This window comes from Laspinema olomoucense D3b, from assembly GCF_025370785.1.
In the GTDB taxonomy this organism is placed as follows: domain Bacteria; phylum Cyanobacteriota; class Cyanobacteriia; order Cyanobacteriales; family Laspinemataceae; genus Laspinema; species Laspinema olomoucense.
Genome location: NZ_JAMXFA010000001.1, coordinates 146,270 through 162,051 on the forward strand (window position 1 = coordinate 146,270; position 15,782 = coordinate 162,051).

Consider the following 15,782-nt stretch of genomic DNA (forward strand, 5'->3'; position numbering starts at 1 on the left):
AGCGATCGCTTAATTTCATCTTGACTTCAGGTCACCACTCCCTATCACCTAGCAGTCATCGCCGAGAACACTATGCTCAAATTCCTCAATCAAGTTAGCAACTACGCCAAAGAAACCGTTCAAGCGGCCAAATATATCGGTCAAGGACTGTCGGTGACGTTCGACCATATGCGCCGTCGTCCGGTTACGGTGCAATATCCCTACGAAAAACTCATTCCTTCCGAACGCTATCGGGGTCGGATTCACTTTGAATTTGATAAGTGCATTTCCTGCGAAGTGTGCGTCCGCGTTTGTCCGATTAACCTGCCCGTGGTGGATTGGGAATTCAACAAAGAAACCAAAAAGAAACAGCTCAAACACTACAGTATTGATTTTGGCGTTTGTATTTTCTGCGCCAACTGTGTAGAATACTGCCCGACCAATTGTCTCTCAGCGACGGAAGAATACGAACTTTCAACTTACGATCGCCACGAATTGAATTTTGATAACGTGGCAATGGGCCGCTTACCTTACAAGGTCACCGACGACCCAATGGTGACCCCCTTAAGAGAACTTGCCTATCTACCCAAAGGCGTGATCTCTCCCCATGATTTGCCCCCGAACTCTCGTCGTGCGGGTCTGCGTCCTGAAGAAATTCGGGAACAGATGGAACAAGAACAATCCACGGAAAAATAGGGGAAATTTGTCAAAAAATTGCTGGGGATGATTTAATTCCCAATTAAGGATCACCCCAAACAAATGACCCCGGACAAATGACCCCCGACAAAGCACAAAGGACAAAGAACAAAGGACAAATACAGTGAATTTAGCGGAAGGCGTTCAGATAGTTTCGTTTGGCCTGCTGGCCGTGATGATGATAGGAGCAGCTTTGGGTGTAGTGCTCCTGTCTCAGGTCGTTTATTCGGCCTTTTTATTAGGCGGCGTGTTTATCAGCATGGCCGGTTTGTATCTGTTGCTCAATGCTGATTTTGTAGCAGCGGCCCAGATTTTGATTTATGTCGGTGCCGTTAACGTTCTGATTTTGTTTGCCATCATGCTGGTTAACAAACAGGAGGATTTTACGAACCTTCCCAATTACTGGATCCGTCGCGGAGCAACTGCCCTCGTTGCGTTAGGATTATTCGCGCTATTAAGCACAATGGTCCTCTCAACTCCTTGGGCCGTGACCCCAACTGCAGCAACCGCAGAAAATACGGTGGTGCAGATTGGAGAACATTTATTCAGCGATTTTTTACTGCCGTTTGAATTAGCCTCTGTACTGTTGTTGATGGCAATGGTCGGCGCGATTATTTTGGCCCGTCGGGAGTTGATTCCGGCGGAGCGAAAAGCCCAACTCGATTCAGCCGAACTGGATTTGAAGTTGCCGGAACGTCCCCGTGCACCTGTCCCCGCTCTCCGGGGAAATCAGGTAAAAACCCAAGAATGAAAAGGGTAATAAGGACATCAAACGTTGTGAACTAACGTTGTGAACTTTTACCGTTTTAAGGGGTGAATTTCACCGCCCCTTAATCATTCAAAAGCTAGTAAGATAGTGATGAGGATTAATGGAACTGCAACTCGAATACTTTTTAGTTTTGGCAGCGGCCTTGTTCTGCATTGGCATTTATGGCTTGATTACCAGTCGCAACGCCGTCCGGGTGTTGATGTCGATTGAGCTATTGTTAAATGCAGTGAATTTGAATTTAATCGCCTTTTCTAATTTCCTAGACTCCGCTACAATTAAGGGTCAGGTTTTTGGGGTGTTTGTGATTACTGTGGCGGCAGCAGAAGCGGCAGTAGGTTTGGCGATCGTCCTGGCTATCTATCGGAACCGGGATACGGTGGATATGGAGCAGTTCAATCTCCTGAAATGGTAAGAAGAGTCTGAGTCGCGAGGCTAGGACTCTATTAAACCGGGTTTTTTAAAAGAGACCCGGTTTCTAATTTTTTAGGTGTCGAGAGAAAATTTTCAACAGCGATCGCCAAGATGTCGAGGCGAAACACCTTAAGAGAATAGGCGGCAAAAATGTAGAGACGCCCAATTCCACAGATTTTTGAAGAGGGGAGGGGCTACTACAACAAGAGTTAGAAATAAATCACCGGGCTGAACGAACAATCGTTAGCTGAAGGATAATAAACCGTAGGAATTCGTACAATAACTCATGGGCCGACTGGATAAACTGATGAATGCCCAGAAAAGAACATAAAACGGTTAGGGGGTTAGTCTCAAGTGCAGCTTAAAAATGCAATTATTGCTCATAAAGCCGGAGATGACCTATCTCGGCGGTGGGCTGATCGATGCGCTCGGGAGTTGGAAAATCGCGGGTGTCATGTTTTGGTTGGACCCAGTGGGTCTAAAGATAATCCCTATCCCGTTTTTTTGGCTTCCTCAACCAGTCCAATTGATTTGGCGGTGGTGTTTGGGGGGGATGGGACGGCCCTTGCAGCGGCTCGACAACTTGCGCCGGAGGGAATTCCGATGTTAGCGGTCAATGTGGGCGGGCATCTGGGGTTTATTACGGAACATTTTGAGGAATTTAAAGATACTGAACGAGTTTGGGATCGCTTGTTAGAGGACCGCTATGCGATTCAACGCCGGATGATGCTGCAAGGACGGGTTTATGAGGGGCATCATACGAATATGAAACCGGCGAGCGATCGCTTTTTGGCCTTAAATGAAATGTGTGTCAAACCTGCCGCAGCGGACCGGATGATCACCTCGATTCTGGAAATGGAAATTGATGGGGAGGTGGTGGATCAGTATCAAGGGGATGGTCTGATTGTGGCAACCCCTACGGGATCAACCTGCTATACGGTTTCGGCGAATGGCCCGATTATGCATGATGGGATGGAGGCGATCGCCGTGACTCCGATTTGTCCCCTGAGTTTGTCCAGTCGTCCGATTGTGTTACCACCAGGAGCCGTGGTCAGTATTTGGCCTTTAGCAGACCCGGATTTAAGTACAAAGTTGTGGATGGATGGGGTAATGGCTACCTCAATTTGGCCGGGACATCGGGTGGATGTCCGGATGGCAGACTGTCGGGCTAAGTTTATTATTTTACAGGAAAATTATTCCTATTATCAGACCTTACGGGAAAAGTTACAATGGGCAGGAGCAAGAATTAAATATAATAATAATCACCGCATTTAAAGGCGGCAAAAAACCATGCGATCTCCTGAATAACCCTGGCAATTTAGGGGGAATAAAAAAGGCGATCGCCTGGGTTTTTGATTAATTTAGCCTCATTTTTTCCAAAAGTTTACACCGCCGGGAAATCTCATCCCCGAATCTTCAAAATGACTCAGGTTTATGGCCCCGGCGGTTTCAACAGTTTTCAAGCAGAATGTAGGGTCAAACTTGCAACATTAAGGATGAAGAATAACCCGAGATTTCCCTGTAAGTGGGAGTCATTGTACCCAATTTATCGCTCATGCTTTTGACGCGCTTTTGCCGATGTAGAGGAGACCCCCCACTGGGGCGATCGCATCGGCGGATTGTTCTTTCGGGCCCGACCCCGGAGACCTTTGTCAAATCTGGACCCTGGCCTTCCCTCCTCCTAATTTTTTTGTCCCGAGGCGATCGCAGAGGACAAGGGTGAGCAGACGAGTTCGGGGTAGCATCCGCTGGACTCACTACAGACGGGAGGCACCTCATAATCACATAAAACCAAGGGTTCAGATTTAATTTGTACCGCCGCTATTAGGGTGGCAGATAAACCCATAATGCTAATCCAAAACAGCCGGTTCATAAACGTTTCACTCCACAGCAGATGACTGCCTGATTATTCGGCTGCTGTAGAGCCATTTCCGAAGGAAGCGATCGCCTTAATTTCAACAATCTGCTCAGACTGTCCTCACAGTGGATCCAAAGCGGGCTGTGCTAACAAAATGGGATTCTGTATTTTAAGCTACAGCACCTCTGGGCAAGGGTGATTATATTGGATTTCTAACATACTTAATAAAATTACATAGACCTGTAGGTCTTTTTAGTAAAGGGATATAAAAGGCAATCCCGCCAGACTTGTTCTGGCGGGATTGTCGTTTTTGGCAGGAGCGTTAAACTTAGGAACCCAGTTTTTGCAAAAATCGTGGAGTCACAGATGTTTTGTCATGGACTTTAACCGAATTGTTCCCCATTATCTCTAAAAAAGGAACCCCTGCAGCAAAAAGTGACTGGGGGTTAGCAAAATCTCCTTAAACCTCTTCCTTGCGGGGTAAAACACGAGCGATCGCTGAATTTTTAGCAACCAATCCCACTCGGTGATATTGGAAGGACTCACAGGTATTTTATAGAGCCGACACCTCGGCAGTCCAGACTTGAATGAGATTTCTCCGGCGGCCCCCTCATCAGCATCAGCCTCACCTGTTGAACTCTATCAGAGATTAGCCTCTATAGTAAGCCTCAATCCTTCTGATAATACCATTAATCCCTAGGACCATCTTGCTGGCGAGCAGCAGTAGGGAGCAAGCTGCTACCCCAGATAAAAATTGTCCAATTCCTGCAAGAGTCGCTATCTCCTAGGTGAGAGCCCCAACCGAGGAGCTTCAGGAACCTGTTATAACAAAAGGAACTTGCAGGAGACAAACTGTAGCAATCATTAGCTTCTAAGCGAGAATAATCTCAAAGTGAAAGGATTGAGATCCCATCAGGATGTAGATAGTAAAATGTAGGGAATCAATATATCCTAAAATATAAAGGGGAAACCACTTGAACGGGAGGATCAAGGGAGATGTAAGTCTCCGGGGTCCCAGGAAACCCAGAACCTACCCATTCACCTTTAGGGCAGTGGATGAATGATCGCCTCCCTTACTTGGGTAATGTAGAGGTTAGAGTTGTGGAGTAGCAATGGGTAATTGGTTGTCTATATTTCCCCCAACCCTCAATGAACACAGACCCCAAAACTATGATTGAGATATTCGGAGATTTCATTCAAAATCCGCCTTTGGGCACCGAGTATTTAATTCTGGGATTCTCCCCGAGTTCGGCCTCTATTAAAACTCGCTGGCGAAATAATGGCTTATCAGCGGACTTTGTAGCCAACTACTTATCCACTTTTTTTGGTGATAGTGAAAATCAGCAGAATCCCGGGCATAAAAAAGCGGAAAGCGCTGAGATTGTCAACTATATCGCCAATGAGTTATTAGAAAATGCTATGAAATTCAGTGATTCTACATTGCCGGATCCCACGACCCTGGAAATTCATTTATATGAAGATTCTATTATCTTAATGACTAAAAATGGTATAAATGCCAAACAGGATGCGGAGTTGCGGGCCTTCATTGAGCGCTTAACGGTTTCTGAACCGGAAGAGTTGTACCTAGAACAGTTGGAAAAGAATGCAGAAACCGACAACCACAGCAATTCAAGAGTAGGTTATTTGACTATTATTAATGATTATCAAGGTAAAATAGGGTGGCAATTTGAACGGACTCCCGAAGAATCTCCAGGCATTTCTTTGACGACGATGGTTACTTTATTATTGTAATTAAAGTTATTCAGTAAAAAACTTGGATAAAAAAGTAGTAAATAAAGGGCGAGGTTTGGTTTATTTATAACGGATATTACCAGGGTTTAATCGGAACAAGCGGATTTTAGGGAGGCAGGGGGAAGGGGGATAAATTTCCGGGAGATTCCTACTCCAAAACCACTTTGCCGTTTAAAGTTTAGGAACTCCAAGGAGAGCAGTTGCTTTTAAAAAAGGGGGTCAAGGTGAAGTCGCTTTAGTCGCTTTATTGGATGGACTTGATGTCACTTCACCCCCTTAGAACATAAAAACCCGGGGTAAAAAACCCGGGTTTTTATGTTCTAATATCAAGTCTGTTGGATTAAACTAAAAAAACAGTTTTTCCTCTTCTCCCCCGGACAGGAATAAAAAATTGGATTCTTTTCTCTCTCCTTTGAGGAGAGGGCGTTAAGAGAGGGGGTTCGGGGGGAAAGGGGGTTAGGTCAGTATGGGTGAGGCAGCCAACATGATATAAGGGGTTCATGTGGGAATTGGGGACAACCTAGTTCAGTTGACAGAACTTGCGATCGCGGTCCGAATCCGGTTCTTGCCAAGAATAGGCAAAGTGACTGACGGAGTTAATCCGGGAAGAATAGCGCCGTAAGGCATACATTTGGTCTTCTAAAGGCGGTCGATTGGTGACTGCAACGCCCCAATCTCCAGCTAAAGCCGGGATGACCTCGGTGCCTTCAGGAGCCATGCTTAAAACCCGCTCAACTTCTTCCATAATACAATCAGGTTTTTGGCAATTGGCATAAGACATTGGATGCCATTCCATCTCCGGCAAAAAGCGATCCCAAGCTTGTAACCTCGAATCAAATCCCCCTTGACCAACGGGACGATTACCCCCGGGAAAAAAGACGGCCCCGGAAGGGATTCCTTGAGGTCGAACTTGGTCTACAGCCAGGTGGACAAAATCAATAATTCCTTGCACGGCATGAGCGACACTGAGATACCAGAGTTGCCATTGTAGGAGGGGCAGACGTTCCCCAGGGGTTCCCATTGTTTTAGCTCCAGGGGGGACATTCCGCCCTTGCCACATCGGTTCTGCTTCATTGGGATAGAGTGCATCGACCGCAGCAATATCATTCGCGGTAATGGAGCCTTGGGTAACGTAGCGCCGGATTAATTCCTGACCTTTCTGGTTGAGACCCCGTTGCACGAGGGTTTGCTGGGATGCTTCACTGTAGATCCAGAGGTCCGATGGCTTGGTGACGACGGAAGCAGGGCCGACGCCCCGTAGATAGCGGACATAATCAAATAACATCCCGTCCGGTTTGCGCTTGAGGATTTCCCGGATCACCCCCGCATAGTCTTGACGCGCTTGAGGACTGTAGGGGTCGATAAAGGCATGATTGGCATGACTTTGACCGACCTGTTCATGCAAGCTGGGGTCCTGCATGACGGTGAGGGTGGTGTGTCCTTGCCCATTCCGAGCGAGGGCTCCTTGGCGGTCGGGGAGTTGGGAGTAGCTATAGCCAAAGTTGATGGTGAACAACCAGGCGTAGACCTTGAGGCCGCGTTCTTGGCCTTTTTTGATACCTTCAGCCAGGAGATCGGCATTTTCATAGCCAGGGACTCGAACGACGGAAGGCCAAGGGGTGTTATTTTCGGCCTGGGGTAGGAGGGCTTGGCCGTCATAAAAGGCTTCGAGATAGACTTTGTTGTAGCCCTTGTTAACGATTCTATCCATGAGAGCATCTAGGGCTCCGGGTTGGAGATCGCAAGGATACAGGCGTAACCAGAGGGCTTGATTTTGGGGCCAAGTTTGCTGACGACATTCCTGTAAGCGTTCGGCTTCTTTGACCAGAAAGGCTTGATAGCGATCGCGAGCAGCCTGATCACCTTCGAGGGAGGCTTGGCGCAGTTGTTCTTTTTCGGCGATATCTGCTGGAGAAGCCAGACAGGACCCTTGAACTTGGGAATGGGCCGGTTGGCTCCAGAATGTAGGACTCACGATCGCGGTTAGAACCGTTGCCAGTAAACCGCGATAAAAATGCTGCCAGTCAAGCGTCATCGCTGTTTTAGGTTTAAAAGATTTTTTGAGACGATTAGACATCAGATACCCGTACAGAATCCACGCAGAAGTTTCTCAGCACTGTTCAGTTCTATCTTAGTTTTTCAGCATGATTGCGAGCCTTTGATTAGATTTAGGTTGGCAACGAGCTCTAAGCGCCAAGCGTGGCAAGTCATACCCTTACCCCTCAACTGGGGGACTAATAGATGGACTCATTTTTTTGGGCGAGGGCAATGTTGCGATCGCCCAAATAAAGACCCGCACAAGAGGAGTTGATTGTAAACTGAGCAACTCCATCCCGGATGGGAATTGGGGGAGTTAAGTTCCTCGACTCAGAGCCGATTCTACCTGTTTTAACTCCTGTTCAAGACGGTCTTTCAACTTTTTGGGAACCGGACGGTTGGGATAGGAATTATAATGTCCTGCTAACCCATTCAATGCAGTTTGCATGGTGGTGAATGAGGCCAGCTTCGCCACGGATTCATCCCGACGATAGCGGGCAAAAAATTCGTTGATTCTTAGACGGGCATCGGCCTGGGCAGAGGATTTCTCAGGGGAATCCTCGGGCAGTTCGATCGCCGTTCTCATACTATTAACCAATGACAAGGTATCTTGGCGATAATCGCCAGTGAGCAGTCCATTACCCGAACAGCCCACCAAGGCGATCGTCATCACCAAAACTAGGGCCAGGAGGCGGGACCAATATTGTTTTAGGAGGATCATACAAATCAATCGTGCTATCAAAATTAACGTCTATCGTATCTTGAATTGAGGAGTGGCGATCCCATCGAGGATTGGAATTTTTTGGGGGATTCATCAACTCAGCCTCGGTCAACTGGCTCCACCCGCTATGCGATCGCCAGCCAGAACAGTCCCCTCAATTCTTCTGGCTTCATCCTTCCCACCCGTAAGCGTTTGAGAAAGTTGTCCTCGATTGTAACAGATTGTTAAGAACAGTCCTCACCGGACTCCCGATGAGCTGGGAAGGAACATTCGGAGCAGACGGCGAGGGGAATGCCCTAAGCGCCCACTCAAAAGTTGCCCTCCAGATTAAGCGTTACAATAGAACCATTAACTGAATGTGGCTCACCCAAATCCACCAGACATTGCCAAAGTTCCCCTCAAAAGGTGATCTGCGATCGCGGAATTTTTAGTACCCTGGGGTACAGGGGAATAGAAAATACCTGTAGAGTCGAAGCGACAAGGATGCCGGTAACGGAATCGAGTCAACAGACTATTAAGCCGGAACTCCGGATAAGAAATGCGGGGAATCTCCATCTCCATTGCGTGGCACGGGGAAGGAGAAAAGTCAAATGATTAAACAGAAATCACGAATCAAAGGGTCAATGAATATGGCACAAGAGCCTGTTTCTCCAGTGGTGCTAGTAATTTTAGATGGTTGGGGAGTCAGCGAATTAACCACAGGAAATGCTATTGCTGCTGCCAAAACACCCGTGATGGACAGCCTTCAGGCCGCCTATCCGAATACAACAATTCGCACATCGGGGAAAGCAGTGGGACTGCCCGAAGGTCAAATGGGCAATTCCGAAGTCGGTCACATGAATATCGGGGCCGGTCGAATTGTCAAACAAGAACTCCTGCGGATCACCGATGCGGTGGAAGATGGCTCCATCTTACACAACCAGGCACTGGTTACAGTTTGCCAAGATATTAAAGAAAGAGGCGGAAAGCTCCACCTCATGGGGCTTTGCTCCGAGGGAGGGGTCCACTCCCACCAAAATCATTTAATGGGACTACTCCGCCTCGCCAAAGGCCAAGGTGTGACCAACGTTTGTATCCACGCCATCACCGATGGCCGGGATACCTCTCCCAGAGATGGAGCAGAAGCCCTGGGAAAAATAGAAGCAGCCGCCCAGGAAATTGGCGTGGGTCGCATCGTTACCCTCAGTGGTCGATATTATGCGATGGATCGAGATAACCGCTGGAATCGGGTAGAAATGGCCTATAAAGTCATGACCACCGATGGACCCGGTGACGGTCGTTCGGTCATCGAACACTTAAAACAGTCTTACCTCCAGGACCTCACCGATGAATTTGTCCTGCCGGTTCGGATTGCACCGGGAGCCGTAGAACCCGGAGACGGTGTAATCTTCTTTAACTTCCGTCCCGATCGCTCCAGACAACTCACCAGCGCCTTTGTAGACCCGAATTTCCGAGGATTTGAGCGGGAGAAAATTGAACCCCTCTCCTTTGCCACCTTCACCCAGTACGATTCTGAACTACCCGTTCTGGTGGCCTTTGAACCTCAAAACCTCAGCAATATTTTCGGAGAAGTCGTCTCTAATCACGGGTTGCGGCAGTTGAGAGCAGCAGAAACGGAAAAGTATGCTCACGTCACCTATTTCTTTAACGGCGGTTTAGAGGAACCCTTCGAGGGCGAGGACCGGGAATTAGTGCAGTCGCCGATGGTGGCAACCTACGACAAAGCCCCAGAAATGTCTGCTGAGGCTGTAACCGATGTGGTGGTTGCCGGTGTGAAAAAAGGGATTTACTCCTTAGTGGTGGTTAATTACGCTAACCCGGATATGGTGGGTCATACGGGAAATATTGAGGCCACCATTACCGCAATTGAAACCGTAGACCGTTGTTTGGGGCGCTTGCTGGATGCGATCGGTCGCGCCGGAGGCACTACCTTAATCATCGCCGATCACGGCAATGCCGAATATATGATCGATGAAGACGGCAACCCCTGGACTGCTCACACCACCAATCCAGTCCCGTTAATCCTCGTAGAAGGAGAAGGGCGCAAAATTCCGGGACATGGGACCGAAGTCAAACTGCGGACTGATGCCTGTTTAGCGGATATCGCTCCCACGCTGCTGGAAATTTTACAACTGCCTCAACCCCCGGAAATGACGGGACGTTCTGCCCTTGAGTCTCCCGTTTTTAACCTCCAGTCCTCTCTGGAACCCCTGCGAATTCCGGTCTAAAAAGCTCAGGGGGGGGGACCCTGCGGTTTGTTCAAAGTCATTTTTTAATTTGAAATTGACAAATGACCTTGAACAAATCAGAGTAAATAAAGAAGCACTCAATTTTACCGATTTACCCAGGTATCGCTCTGATGAATATCTCAACGCTCGTCGAACTCATTTGGCTATTTTCGGCCATCAGTTTAATTATTTTAGTCTTACTCCACAGCCCGAAAGGAGATGGAATTGGCGGGATTGGAGGACAAGCTCAACTGTTTACCAGTGCTAAAAGTGCAGAAACAACTCTCAATCGGATCACTTGGGCATTGACGATTATTTTTATGGGCCTAACCGTGATTTTAAGTGCCGGATGGCTTGCTCCGTAAAAGGCGATCGCCCCTGGTACAATTCACTCCACTTTAACCCGGTTTCCCCTCAGAAGCCGGGTAATTTTTCACGGATTTTCCACAAGACTACAGTCATGAGCTTTCTTCTTTTGTAGTAACGATTTCAGTCCTTATCCCCCACCCCAACATTCCTAATAACAACATCTTTTACCTGTTGTTACTCCTCATCCAATCCATGAAATTCTTTAAACCGAGTCTAGCCAATGCTGAGACTGTAACAGAGTCGATCGCCATCGGACGTGCCGTACTCCAATTAGCCACCCCGGCGATCGCCCAACTGCTGCTACAAGCCTTGGTTTTCCTCGCCGATCGCGCCATGTTGGGTCACTATAGCAGCACCGCCTTAGCCTCCATGCGAATTAGTGGACCCCTGCATTGGTGTCTCTATAGCACCGTTTCCGCCTTTTCCGTAGGCACGATCGCCCTCGTTGGACGCGCTGTGGGTGCCCAAGACAAATCCCTCAGTAACGCCACCCTGCGCGCCAGTCTGCTGCTGGCATTAGGGACGGGACTGGCGATCGCCCTTGGTAGCATCCTGGGTTTAAATCCCCTCCTGGCGCATCTTCCCTTCGGAAGCCCCGAAGTCCAACAAGCTGCCCAAGATTACCTCCAGATTATCTTCCTGGGAATGCCTCTGCAATTGCTCTCAATTGTTGCAGCCGCAGCATTACAAGCATCCGGCAATACTCAAATCCCCTTGTTTGTGGGACTCATTGCCAATGGGGTCAATATTTTCCTCAACTACTGCCTAATTTTCGGCAATTGGGGCGCACCCCACCTGGGAATAGCTGGTGCAGCGATCGCCAGTGTGACGGCAATGGCAATTAATACCCTAATTTTAGGGATAGTTTTGTATCGAGGGACTGCGCGCTTAACCTTGCGACATCGCGGAGGGGAATTGCCAGCCTTGCGGCGATTATTCCGCGTCTCAGTGCCAACTTTCAACGAACGCTTGTTCCGGAGTTTAGGCTATCTCGGGTTTAGTGCAGCGATCGCCACCTTGGGGACCGAGGCAATGGCAGCTTACGAGATTACCTTGGGAATTGAGGAAATTTGCTACTACATCGCCGAAGGATTTGGCATTGCCACAGCGGCGATCGTTGCCCAACAATTAGGGGCAAATCGCGCAGATCAAGCCACCAGCAGCAGTATCATTGCCACCGGATTAGCGGTTTGCTGTTTGAGTCTGGGTAGCCTGTTATTTTTGGGGATTCCCGAGGTATTGTTGGGGATTTTTTCCAAAGATACCCAGATTATTGCAGCGGCAGTACCTTGTTTATATGTAGCAGCAGTCGCGCAGCCGTTTATGGCGATGAGTATGGCGATCGAGCAAGCACTCCGAGGTGCTGGAAATACGAAAACGGCTTTTTATGTCTCGGCGATCGGTTGGTTTGGGGTGCGATTGTTGGCTACCTATATTTTTGCATTTATGTTGAATTGGGGATTAGTGGGAGTGTGGATCGGTTCTACCTGTGATTGGATGATCCGGGCGATGATCTTGGCGATCGTGTTTTGGCGCGGCAACTGGCGGGAGGTTATAGTCTAGGGGAATGACCCTGGGCGATCGCCGCGATCGATTGGTGGTATCCAAAGGAGGTAACCCGAGGCGGCATAATAGAAAAGAGCCTCTGCTCGTCCACCTTCAGTGCTTTGAGCGCAGCTTTTATGGATAGATCCTCGATAGAACCGTTACTGGAAGACTTGAAAAACCCGACGGAGAGAATCCGCGATCGCGCTACTCAAGAGCTTTGGCGAATCTGGTTCCACCAAAAAGGCGTCTATGGGTTGGACTTCCTCCAGCGTGCTCAAGTGCTGCTCGATCGCGGCAATTTGAAAGAGGCAGAGGCGGTCCTAACGGAACTAATAGAAGATCAGCCGGATTTTGCTGAAGCTTGGAATCGGCGAGCGGTTCTGTATTACAGTATGGGCGACTATTACAAAGCGATCGAGGACTGCCGCGTGGCGATCGAACTTAATCCGGTTCATTTTGGAGCGCTACACGGACTGGGATTATGTTATGCCACCCTAGGCAAGTATCGAGAAGCAATTCAAGCATTCCAACAAGCTCTCGCCATTCAGCCTTTTGCTCTGATTAATCAACGCTTAATCCTGGAATGCACGGCTCGATTGAGCTAGGGTCAATTGATAATGGATAATTGATAATTGACAAGTGACAAGTGACAAGTGACAAGTGACAAGTGACAAGTGATAAAGAGCCATTGTCAATTGATAATGGAACCCGGAACTCTAAAAAAAAACTACACGATGTTCGTGTAGTTAGAACCCAAATATCTCACTAAATTGTTAATTTAAGAAGTAATTTAAAGTGGAATTGATGAGGGAATTTAATGTTTGAATCCAGAGATAAAGACGGTCAGAGTTTAAATTTTGAATTGTTTTGAGAAAGCATCAGGGGAGCAAAGGTTAAGGGTTCGGTTGATTACTCGGTGACTTTAATCCATCCCCGGCGCACGGCGTGCTGTAGACGGTCGATCGCCGCATAGTCTTCAGAATTGAGGGTATTTTCCACAAGGGCAGCCATCAGACCTTCCCGTTGATTGAGCGTTAGGGAACCGGCATTCCAGGCTTGACCGAAGACTTCAGCAATCAGGGAGGTGGAGTAAAGGGTGGGTACTTGCATGGCGAGGTGTGGTTGAACTCTACCCTTTTAATATCTCCTGAAATTCCAGCTTTTACAGCGATCGCAAGGGTGGGTAGCTCGTGATAATCGTCAAAGTGGGCGGTGATTTAAAGCCCAGGGCAACAGGGGATCGGATCAGATATCACTTGTGATCTGCATCACCGAAAACCGAAAAGCAGCCCCCGAATCAGACCCCGTTATCATCCCCCAGAGGCCAAAAAGTGGGAAACGGTTTAAATTTTCAAGGGAGTCAATTCTCCGAAAAGATCTGGATAGACCGACTGCTCTAATGTATTGCTAACCCAGACGAGAATGCCACCCAACTTGGAAAAGCGCGATTCCCTGAGCGAAGCACTGGATTCTTTCTGGCGATCGCTTGCCCGACTGGGAAACGGTAAGCAACGCCTGGAACTGCTGCCTAATCGGGTCGGTCAGCATCTCGAATCCCTCAGAATTTAGAGTAGATACCGGGATGATGGAATTCCCAATCTACGCTAACGTTATTAAGATTGTTGATGCAACGCGGGGTATCCAGCGGGATAGATGATGAAATTGATGCGCTTAGTATTCCGAATTTTCCAGCAAAGACAACCGAAGCGCCGCATGGGTGCCACAGGTCAGTTATCAACAAACCTGTGGTCCCTATGTCACCGCATCGTGCGTACTTTTTTCACGGGAAATCCACTCAAAATCCAGTTTGCAGTCTGGGGTTGTTTACTCTTGTTATTGCTCAACGTTCCACCGGGGACCGCGCAGTATCCCCGCCCAGTGATGCCGCCTGCGGTTGCTCCCCCCACGGCAGTCCCTGCACCCATCAACAACCCGGGAGGTGAGCGGAACTCCCCTGAAATGACACAACTCCAATTTCCACTCCAAGGCGATGATCGGGTTCAAAAGCTCGTCAGTGTCGGCCATCAGCACGAATTTAGAGGGGTCTGGGTGGCCTCGGTGGCCAACATTGACTGGCCCTCCGCGAGCAATTTGTCCGTAGACGAGCAAAAAGCGGAACTGCTGGAAATCCTGGACCAGATACAATCATTAAATTTGAATGCTCTGGTACTCCAAATTCGGCCCAATGGAGATGCCTTCTATGCGTCGCAAATTGAGCCTTGGAGTGGATGGCTAACGGGAACTCAGGGACAAGCGCCCCAACCTTTTTATGACCCCCTGGAGTTTGCGATCGCCGAAAGTCACAAGCGCAATATCGAGCTTCATGCTTGGTTTAATCCTTACCGCGCTAAAATGCCGGGAGAAAAATATGGCCTGACTCCTAATCACATGGCCTCTATGTTTCCCCAATATGCCTATCAATATGGGGATTTACTCTGGATGGACCCCGGGGCAAAAGAAGTCCAAGACCGGGCTTATAACGTGATTATGGATGTGGTCCGTCGCTATGATATCGATGGCATTCATATTGATGACTATTTCTACCCCTATCCACAAGAAGGGGTGCGCTTCCCCGATACCGCCACTTATGGCGCCTATCAAAACAGTGGCGGAACGCTTTCTCTGGCCGATTGGCGCAGAAAAAACGTCAATGATGCGATCGAACGGATTTGGAACGGGATCAAAACCGAAAAACCCTACGTTAAATTTGGAATTAGCCCCTTTGGAATTTATCGTCCGGGCAAAGCTGAGGGAATTGTCGGATTTGACCAATTTGATGGACTCTATGCCGACGTTAAAAAATGGCTAGATGAAGGGTGGCTAGATTATCTGGCTCCTCAACTCTATTGGCGGATTGACCCCCCCCAACAAAGCTATCCCGTCTTATTAAACTGGTGGAGTCAAAATAATCCCCTGCGCCGTCATATTTATGCCGGAAACTATCTGAGCAAACTTGATGGCAGTGGGTGGCCAATTTCTGAGTTTGAAAGACAGGTGGAAATTTCTCGCCGCGAAGTGGATAAACTTTCCCTGGGCAATATTTTCTTTAGCATGAAAGTGTTTAAGGAAAATTGGTTCGGAATCAACGAGCGTTTTAGAGCAGCAGTCTATCCGTCTCAAGCGCTGCCTCCTACCATGCCTTGGTTAGATGCAGTTCCTCCAGCCGCCCCAACGGGTGTTCGTGCGGGTGATAATGCGATCGCCTGGGATTCTGGTAATAATGATGTTCGCTACTGGAGCGTTTATCGTCGCAACGGGAATGAATGGCAACTGGTCAAAGTTCTGAATTCCGCCACCAATTCCCTCACCGGATTACAACCGGGAAGTTATGCCGTTTGTAGCGTAGACCGCATGGCAAATGAAAGCCCTGGAGTTGTGGTTTCTTTATAACTTTAAATTGGATTAAATTAGCCC

General features: G+C 48.4%; 15 protein-coding genes. 11 read left to right on the forward strand and 4 right to left on the reverse strand.

Annotated elements, in window-relative coordinates; translation table 11 throughout:
- The first annotated feature begins 72 nt into the window (after window positions 1–72).
- The 4 genes from ndhI to NG792_RS00635 all read left to right on the forward strand — a co-directional run bounded on the left by ndhI (window position 73) and on the right by NG792_RS00635 (window position 3,130).
- Window positions 73–675 carry an NAD(P)H-quinone oxidoreductase subunit I gene (gene ndhI, locus NG792_RS00620; protein WP_015149225.1) on the forward strand — a complete coding sequence of 201 codons (603 nt, stop codon included), beginning with the start codon at window positions 73–75 and terminating at the stop codon, window positions 673–675.
- 124 nt (window positions 676–799) lie between these two features.
- Window positions 800–1,426 carry an NADH-quinone oxidoreductase subunit J gene (locus NG792_RS00625; RefSeq protein WP_261199896.1) on the forward strand — a complete coding sequence of 209 codons (627 nt, stop codon included), beginning with the start codon at window positions 800–802 and terminating at the stop codon, window positions 1,424–1,426.
- A 124-nt stretch (window positions 1,427–1,550) separates the two neighbouring features.
- Window positions 1,551–1,856 (forward strand): NADH-quinone oxidoreductase subunit NuoK, encoded by a 306-nt coding sequence (gene nuoK / locus NG792_RS00630; protein WP_198017903.1) that lies wholly within the window; start codon window positions 1,551–1,553, stop codon window positions 1,854–1,856.
- A gap of 353 nt (window positions 1,857–2,209) precedes the next feature.
- Entirely contained in the window at window positions 2,210–3,130 is a 921-nt protein-coding gene (locus tag NG792_RS00635) for an NAD(+) kinase (RefSeq protein ID WP_261234102.1), read from the forward strand.
- Between the two features lie 406 nt (window positions 3,131–3,536).
- Here the strand turns inward: NG792_RS00635 and NG792_RS00640 are convergent, their stop codons facing one another.
- Window positions 3,537–3,728, reverse strand: a complete 192-nt coding sequence (locus NG792_RS00640) for a hypothetical protein (RefSeq protein ID WP_261199898.1) — start codon at window positions 3,726–3,728, stop codon at window positions 3,537–3,539.
- Between the two features lie 1,155 nt (window positions 3,729–4,883).
- Between NG792_RS00640 and NG792_RS00645 the strand changes: the two genes are divergently transcribed.
- The gene (locus tag NG792_RS00645) at window positions 4,884–5,465 is read left to right on the forward strand and encodes a slr1658 family protein (RefSeq protein WP_261234103.1); all 582 of its coding nucleotides are present in this window, start codon (window positions 4,884–4,886) and stop codon (window positions 5,463–5,465) included.
- Between the two features lie 520 nt (window positions 5,466–5,985).
- Here the strand turns inward: NG792_RS00645 and NG792_RS00650 are convergent.
- Both NG792_RS00650 and psb27 read right to left on the reverse strand, forming a co-directional pair.
- Window positions 5,986–7,500 carry a glycoside hydrolase family protein gene (locus NG792_RS00650; protein WP_261234105.1) on the reverse strand — a complete coding sequence of 505 codons (1,515 nt, stop codon included), beginning with the start codon at window positions 7,498–7,500 and terminating at the stop codon, window positions 5,986–5,988.
- A 318-nt stretch (window positions 7,501–7,818) separates the two neighbouring features.
- Window positions 7,819–8,223, reverse strand: a complete 405-nt coding sequence (psb27, locus tag NG792_RS00655) for a photosystem II protein Psb27 (RefSeq protein ID WP_261199901.1) — start codon at window positions 8,221–8,223, stop codon at window positions 7,819–7,821.
- A 629-nt stretch (window positions 8,224–8,852) separates the two neighbouring features.
- Here psb27 and gpmI point away from each other — a divergent pair.
- The 4 genes from gpmI (at window position 8,853) to NG792_RS00675 (ending at window position 12,973) form a co-directional block, all read left to right on the forward strand.
- Window positions 8,853–10,451: a 2,3-bisphosphoglycerate-independent phosphoglycerate mutase gene (gene gpmI / locus NG792_RS00660; RefSeq protein ID WP_261234228.1), complete on the forward strand. Its 1,599-nt coding sequence runs from the start codon at window positions 8,853–8,855 to the stop codon at window positions 10,449–10,451.
- Window positions 10,452–10,582: 131 nt separating this feature from the next.
- Window positions 10,583–10,816 carry a preprotein translocase subunit SecG gene (secG, locus tag NG792_RS00665; RefSeq protein ID WP_261199903.1) on the forward strand — a complete coding sequence of 78 codons (234 nt, stop codon included), beginning with the start codon at window positions 10,583–10,585 and terminating at the stop codon, window positions 10,814–10,816.
- Window positions 10,817–11,012: 196 nt separating this feature from the next.
- Window positions 11,013–12,383 carry an MATE family efflux transporter gene (locus tag NG792_RS00670; RefSeq protein ID WP_261234107.1) on the forward strand — a complete coding sequence of 457 codons (1,371 nt, stop codon included), beginning with the start codon at window positions 11,013–11,015 and terminating at the stop codon, window positions 12,381–12,383.
- Window positions 12,384–12,502: 119 nt separating this feature from the next.
- Entirely contained in the window at window positions 12,503–12,973 is a 471-nt protein-coding gene (locus tag NG792_RS00675) for a tetratricopeptide repeat protein (RefSeq protein ID WP_261199905.1), read from the forward strand.
- 304 nt (window positions 12,974–13,277) lie between these two features.
- On the opposite strand, the gene NG792_RS00680 is transcribed toward NG792_RS00675, so the two are convergent.
- A complete protein-coding gene (locus NG792_RS00680; protein ID WP_261199906.1) occupies window positions 13,278–13,478 on the reverse strand; it encodes a hypothetical protein in 201 nt (66 codons plus the stop codon).
- Between the two features lie 312 nt (window positions 13,479–13,790).
- Between NG792_RS00680 and NG792_RS00685 the strand changes: the two genes are divergently transcribed.
- The gene (locus tag NG792_RS00685; protein WP_261234108.1) at window positions 13,791–13,937 is read left to right on the forward strand and encodes a hypothetical protein; all 147 of its coding nucleotides are present in this window, start codon (window positions 13,791–13,793) and stop codon (window positions 13,935–13,937) included.
- A 96-nt stretch (window positions 13,938–14,033) separates the two neighbouring features.
- On the forward strand, window positions 14,034–15,758 hold the full coding sequence (locus NG792_RS00690) for a glycoside hydrolase family 10-like protein (RefSeq protein ID WP_261234109.1): 1,725 nt from the start codon (window positions 14,034–14,036) through the stop codon (window positions 15,756–15,758).
- Window positions 15,759–15,782: the final 24 nt, after the last annotated feature.

What these genes read in the sequence shown, in the direction of transcription:
- ndhI (WP_015149225.1), top strand. Translation starts at nt 73, where the DNA reads ATGCTCAAATTCCTCAATCAAGTTAGCAACTACGCCAAAGAAACCGTT.
- NG792_RS00640 (WP_261199898.1), bottom strand. Translation starts at nt 3,728, where the DNA reads ATGAACCGGCTGTTTTGGATTAGCATTATGGGTTTATCTGCCACCCTA.
- NG792_RS00645 (WP_261234103.1), top strand. Translation starts at nt 4,884, where the DNA reads ATGATTGAGATATTCGGAGATTTCATTCAAAATCCGCCTTTGGGCACC.
- NG792_RS00650 (WP_261234105.1), bottom strand. Translation starts at nt 7,500, where the DNA reads ATGACGCTTGACTGGCAGCATTTTTATCGCGGTTTACTGGCAACGGTT.
- psb27 (WP_261199901.1), bottom strand. Translation starts at nt 8,223, where the DNA reads ATGATCCTCCTAAAACAATATTGGTCCCGCCTCCTGGCCCTAGTTTTG.
- gpmI (WP_261234228.1), top strand. Translation starts at nt 8,853, where the DNA reads ATGGCACAAGAGCCTGTTTCTCCAGTGGTGCTAGTAATTTTAGATGGT.
- secG (WP_261199903.1), top strand. Translation starts at nt 10,583, where the DNA reads ATGAATATCTCAACGCTCGTCGAACTCATTTGGCTATTTTCGGCCATC.
- NG792_RS00670 (WP_261234107.1), top strand. Translation starts at nt 11,013, where the DNA reads ATGAAATTCTTTAAACCGAGTCTAGCCAATGCTGAGACTGTAACAGAG.
- NG792_RS00675 (WP_261199905.1), top strand. Translation starts at nt 12,503, where the DNA reads ATGGATAGATCCTCGATAGAACCGTTACTGGAAGACTTGAAAAACCCG.
- NG792_RS00680 (WP_261199906.1), bottom strand. Translation starts at nt 13,478, where the DNA reads ATGCAAGTACCCACCCTTTACTCCACCTCCCTGATTGCTGAAGTCTTC.
- NG792_RS00685 (WP_261234108.1), top strand. Translation starts at nt 13,791, where the DNA reads ATGCCACCCAACTTGGAAAAGCGCGATTCCCTGAGCGAAGCACTGGAT.
- NG792_RS00690 (WP_261234109.1), top strand. Translation starts at nt 14,034, where the DNA reads ATGCGCTTAGTATTCCGAATTTTCCAGCAAAGACAACCGAAGCGCCGC.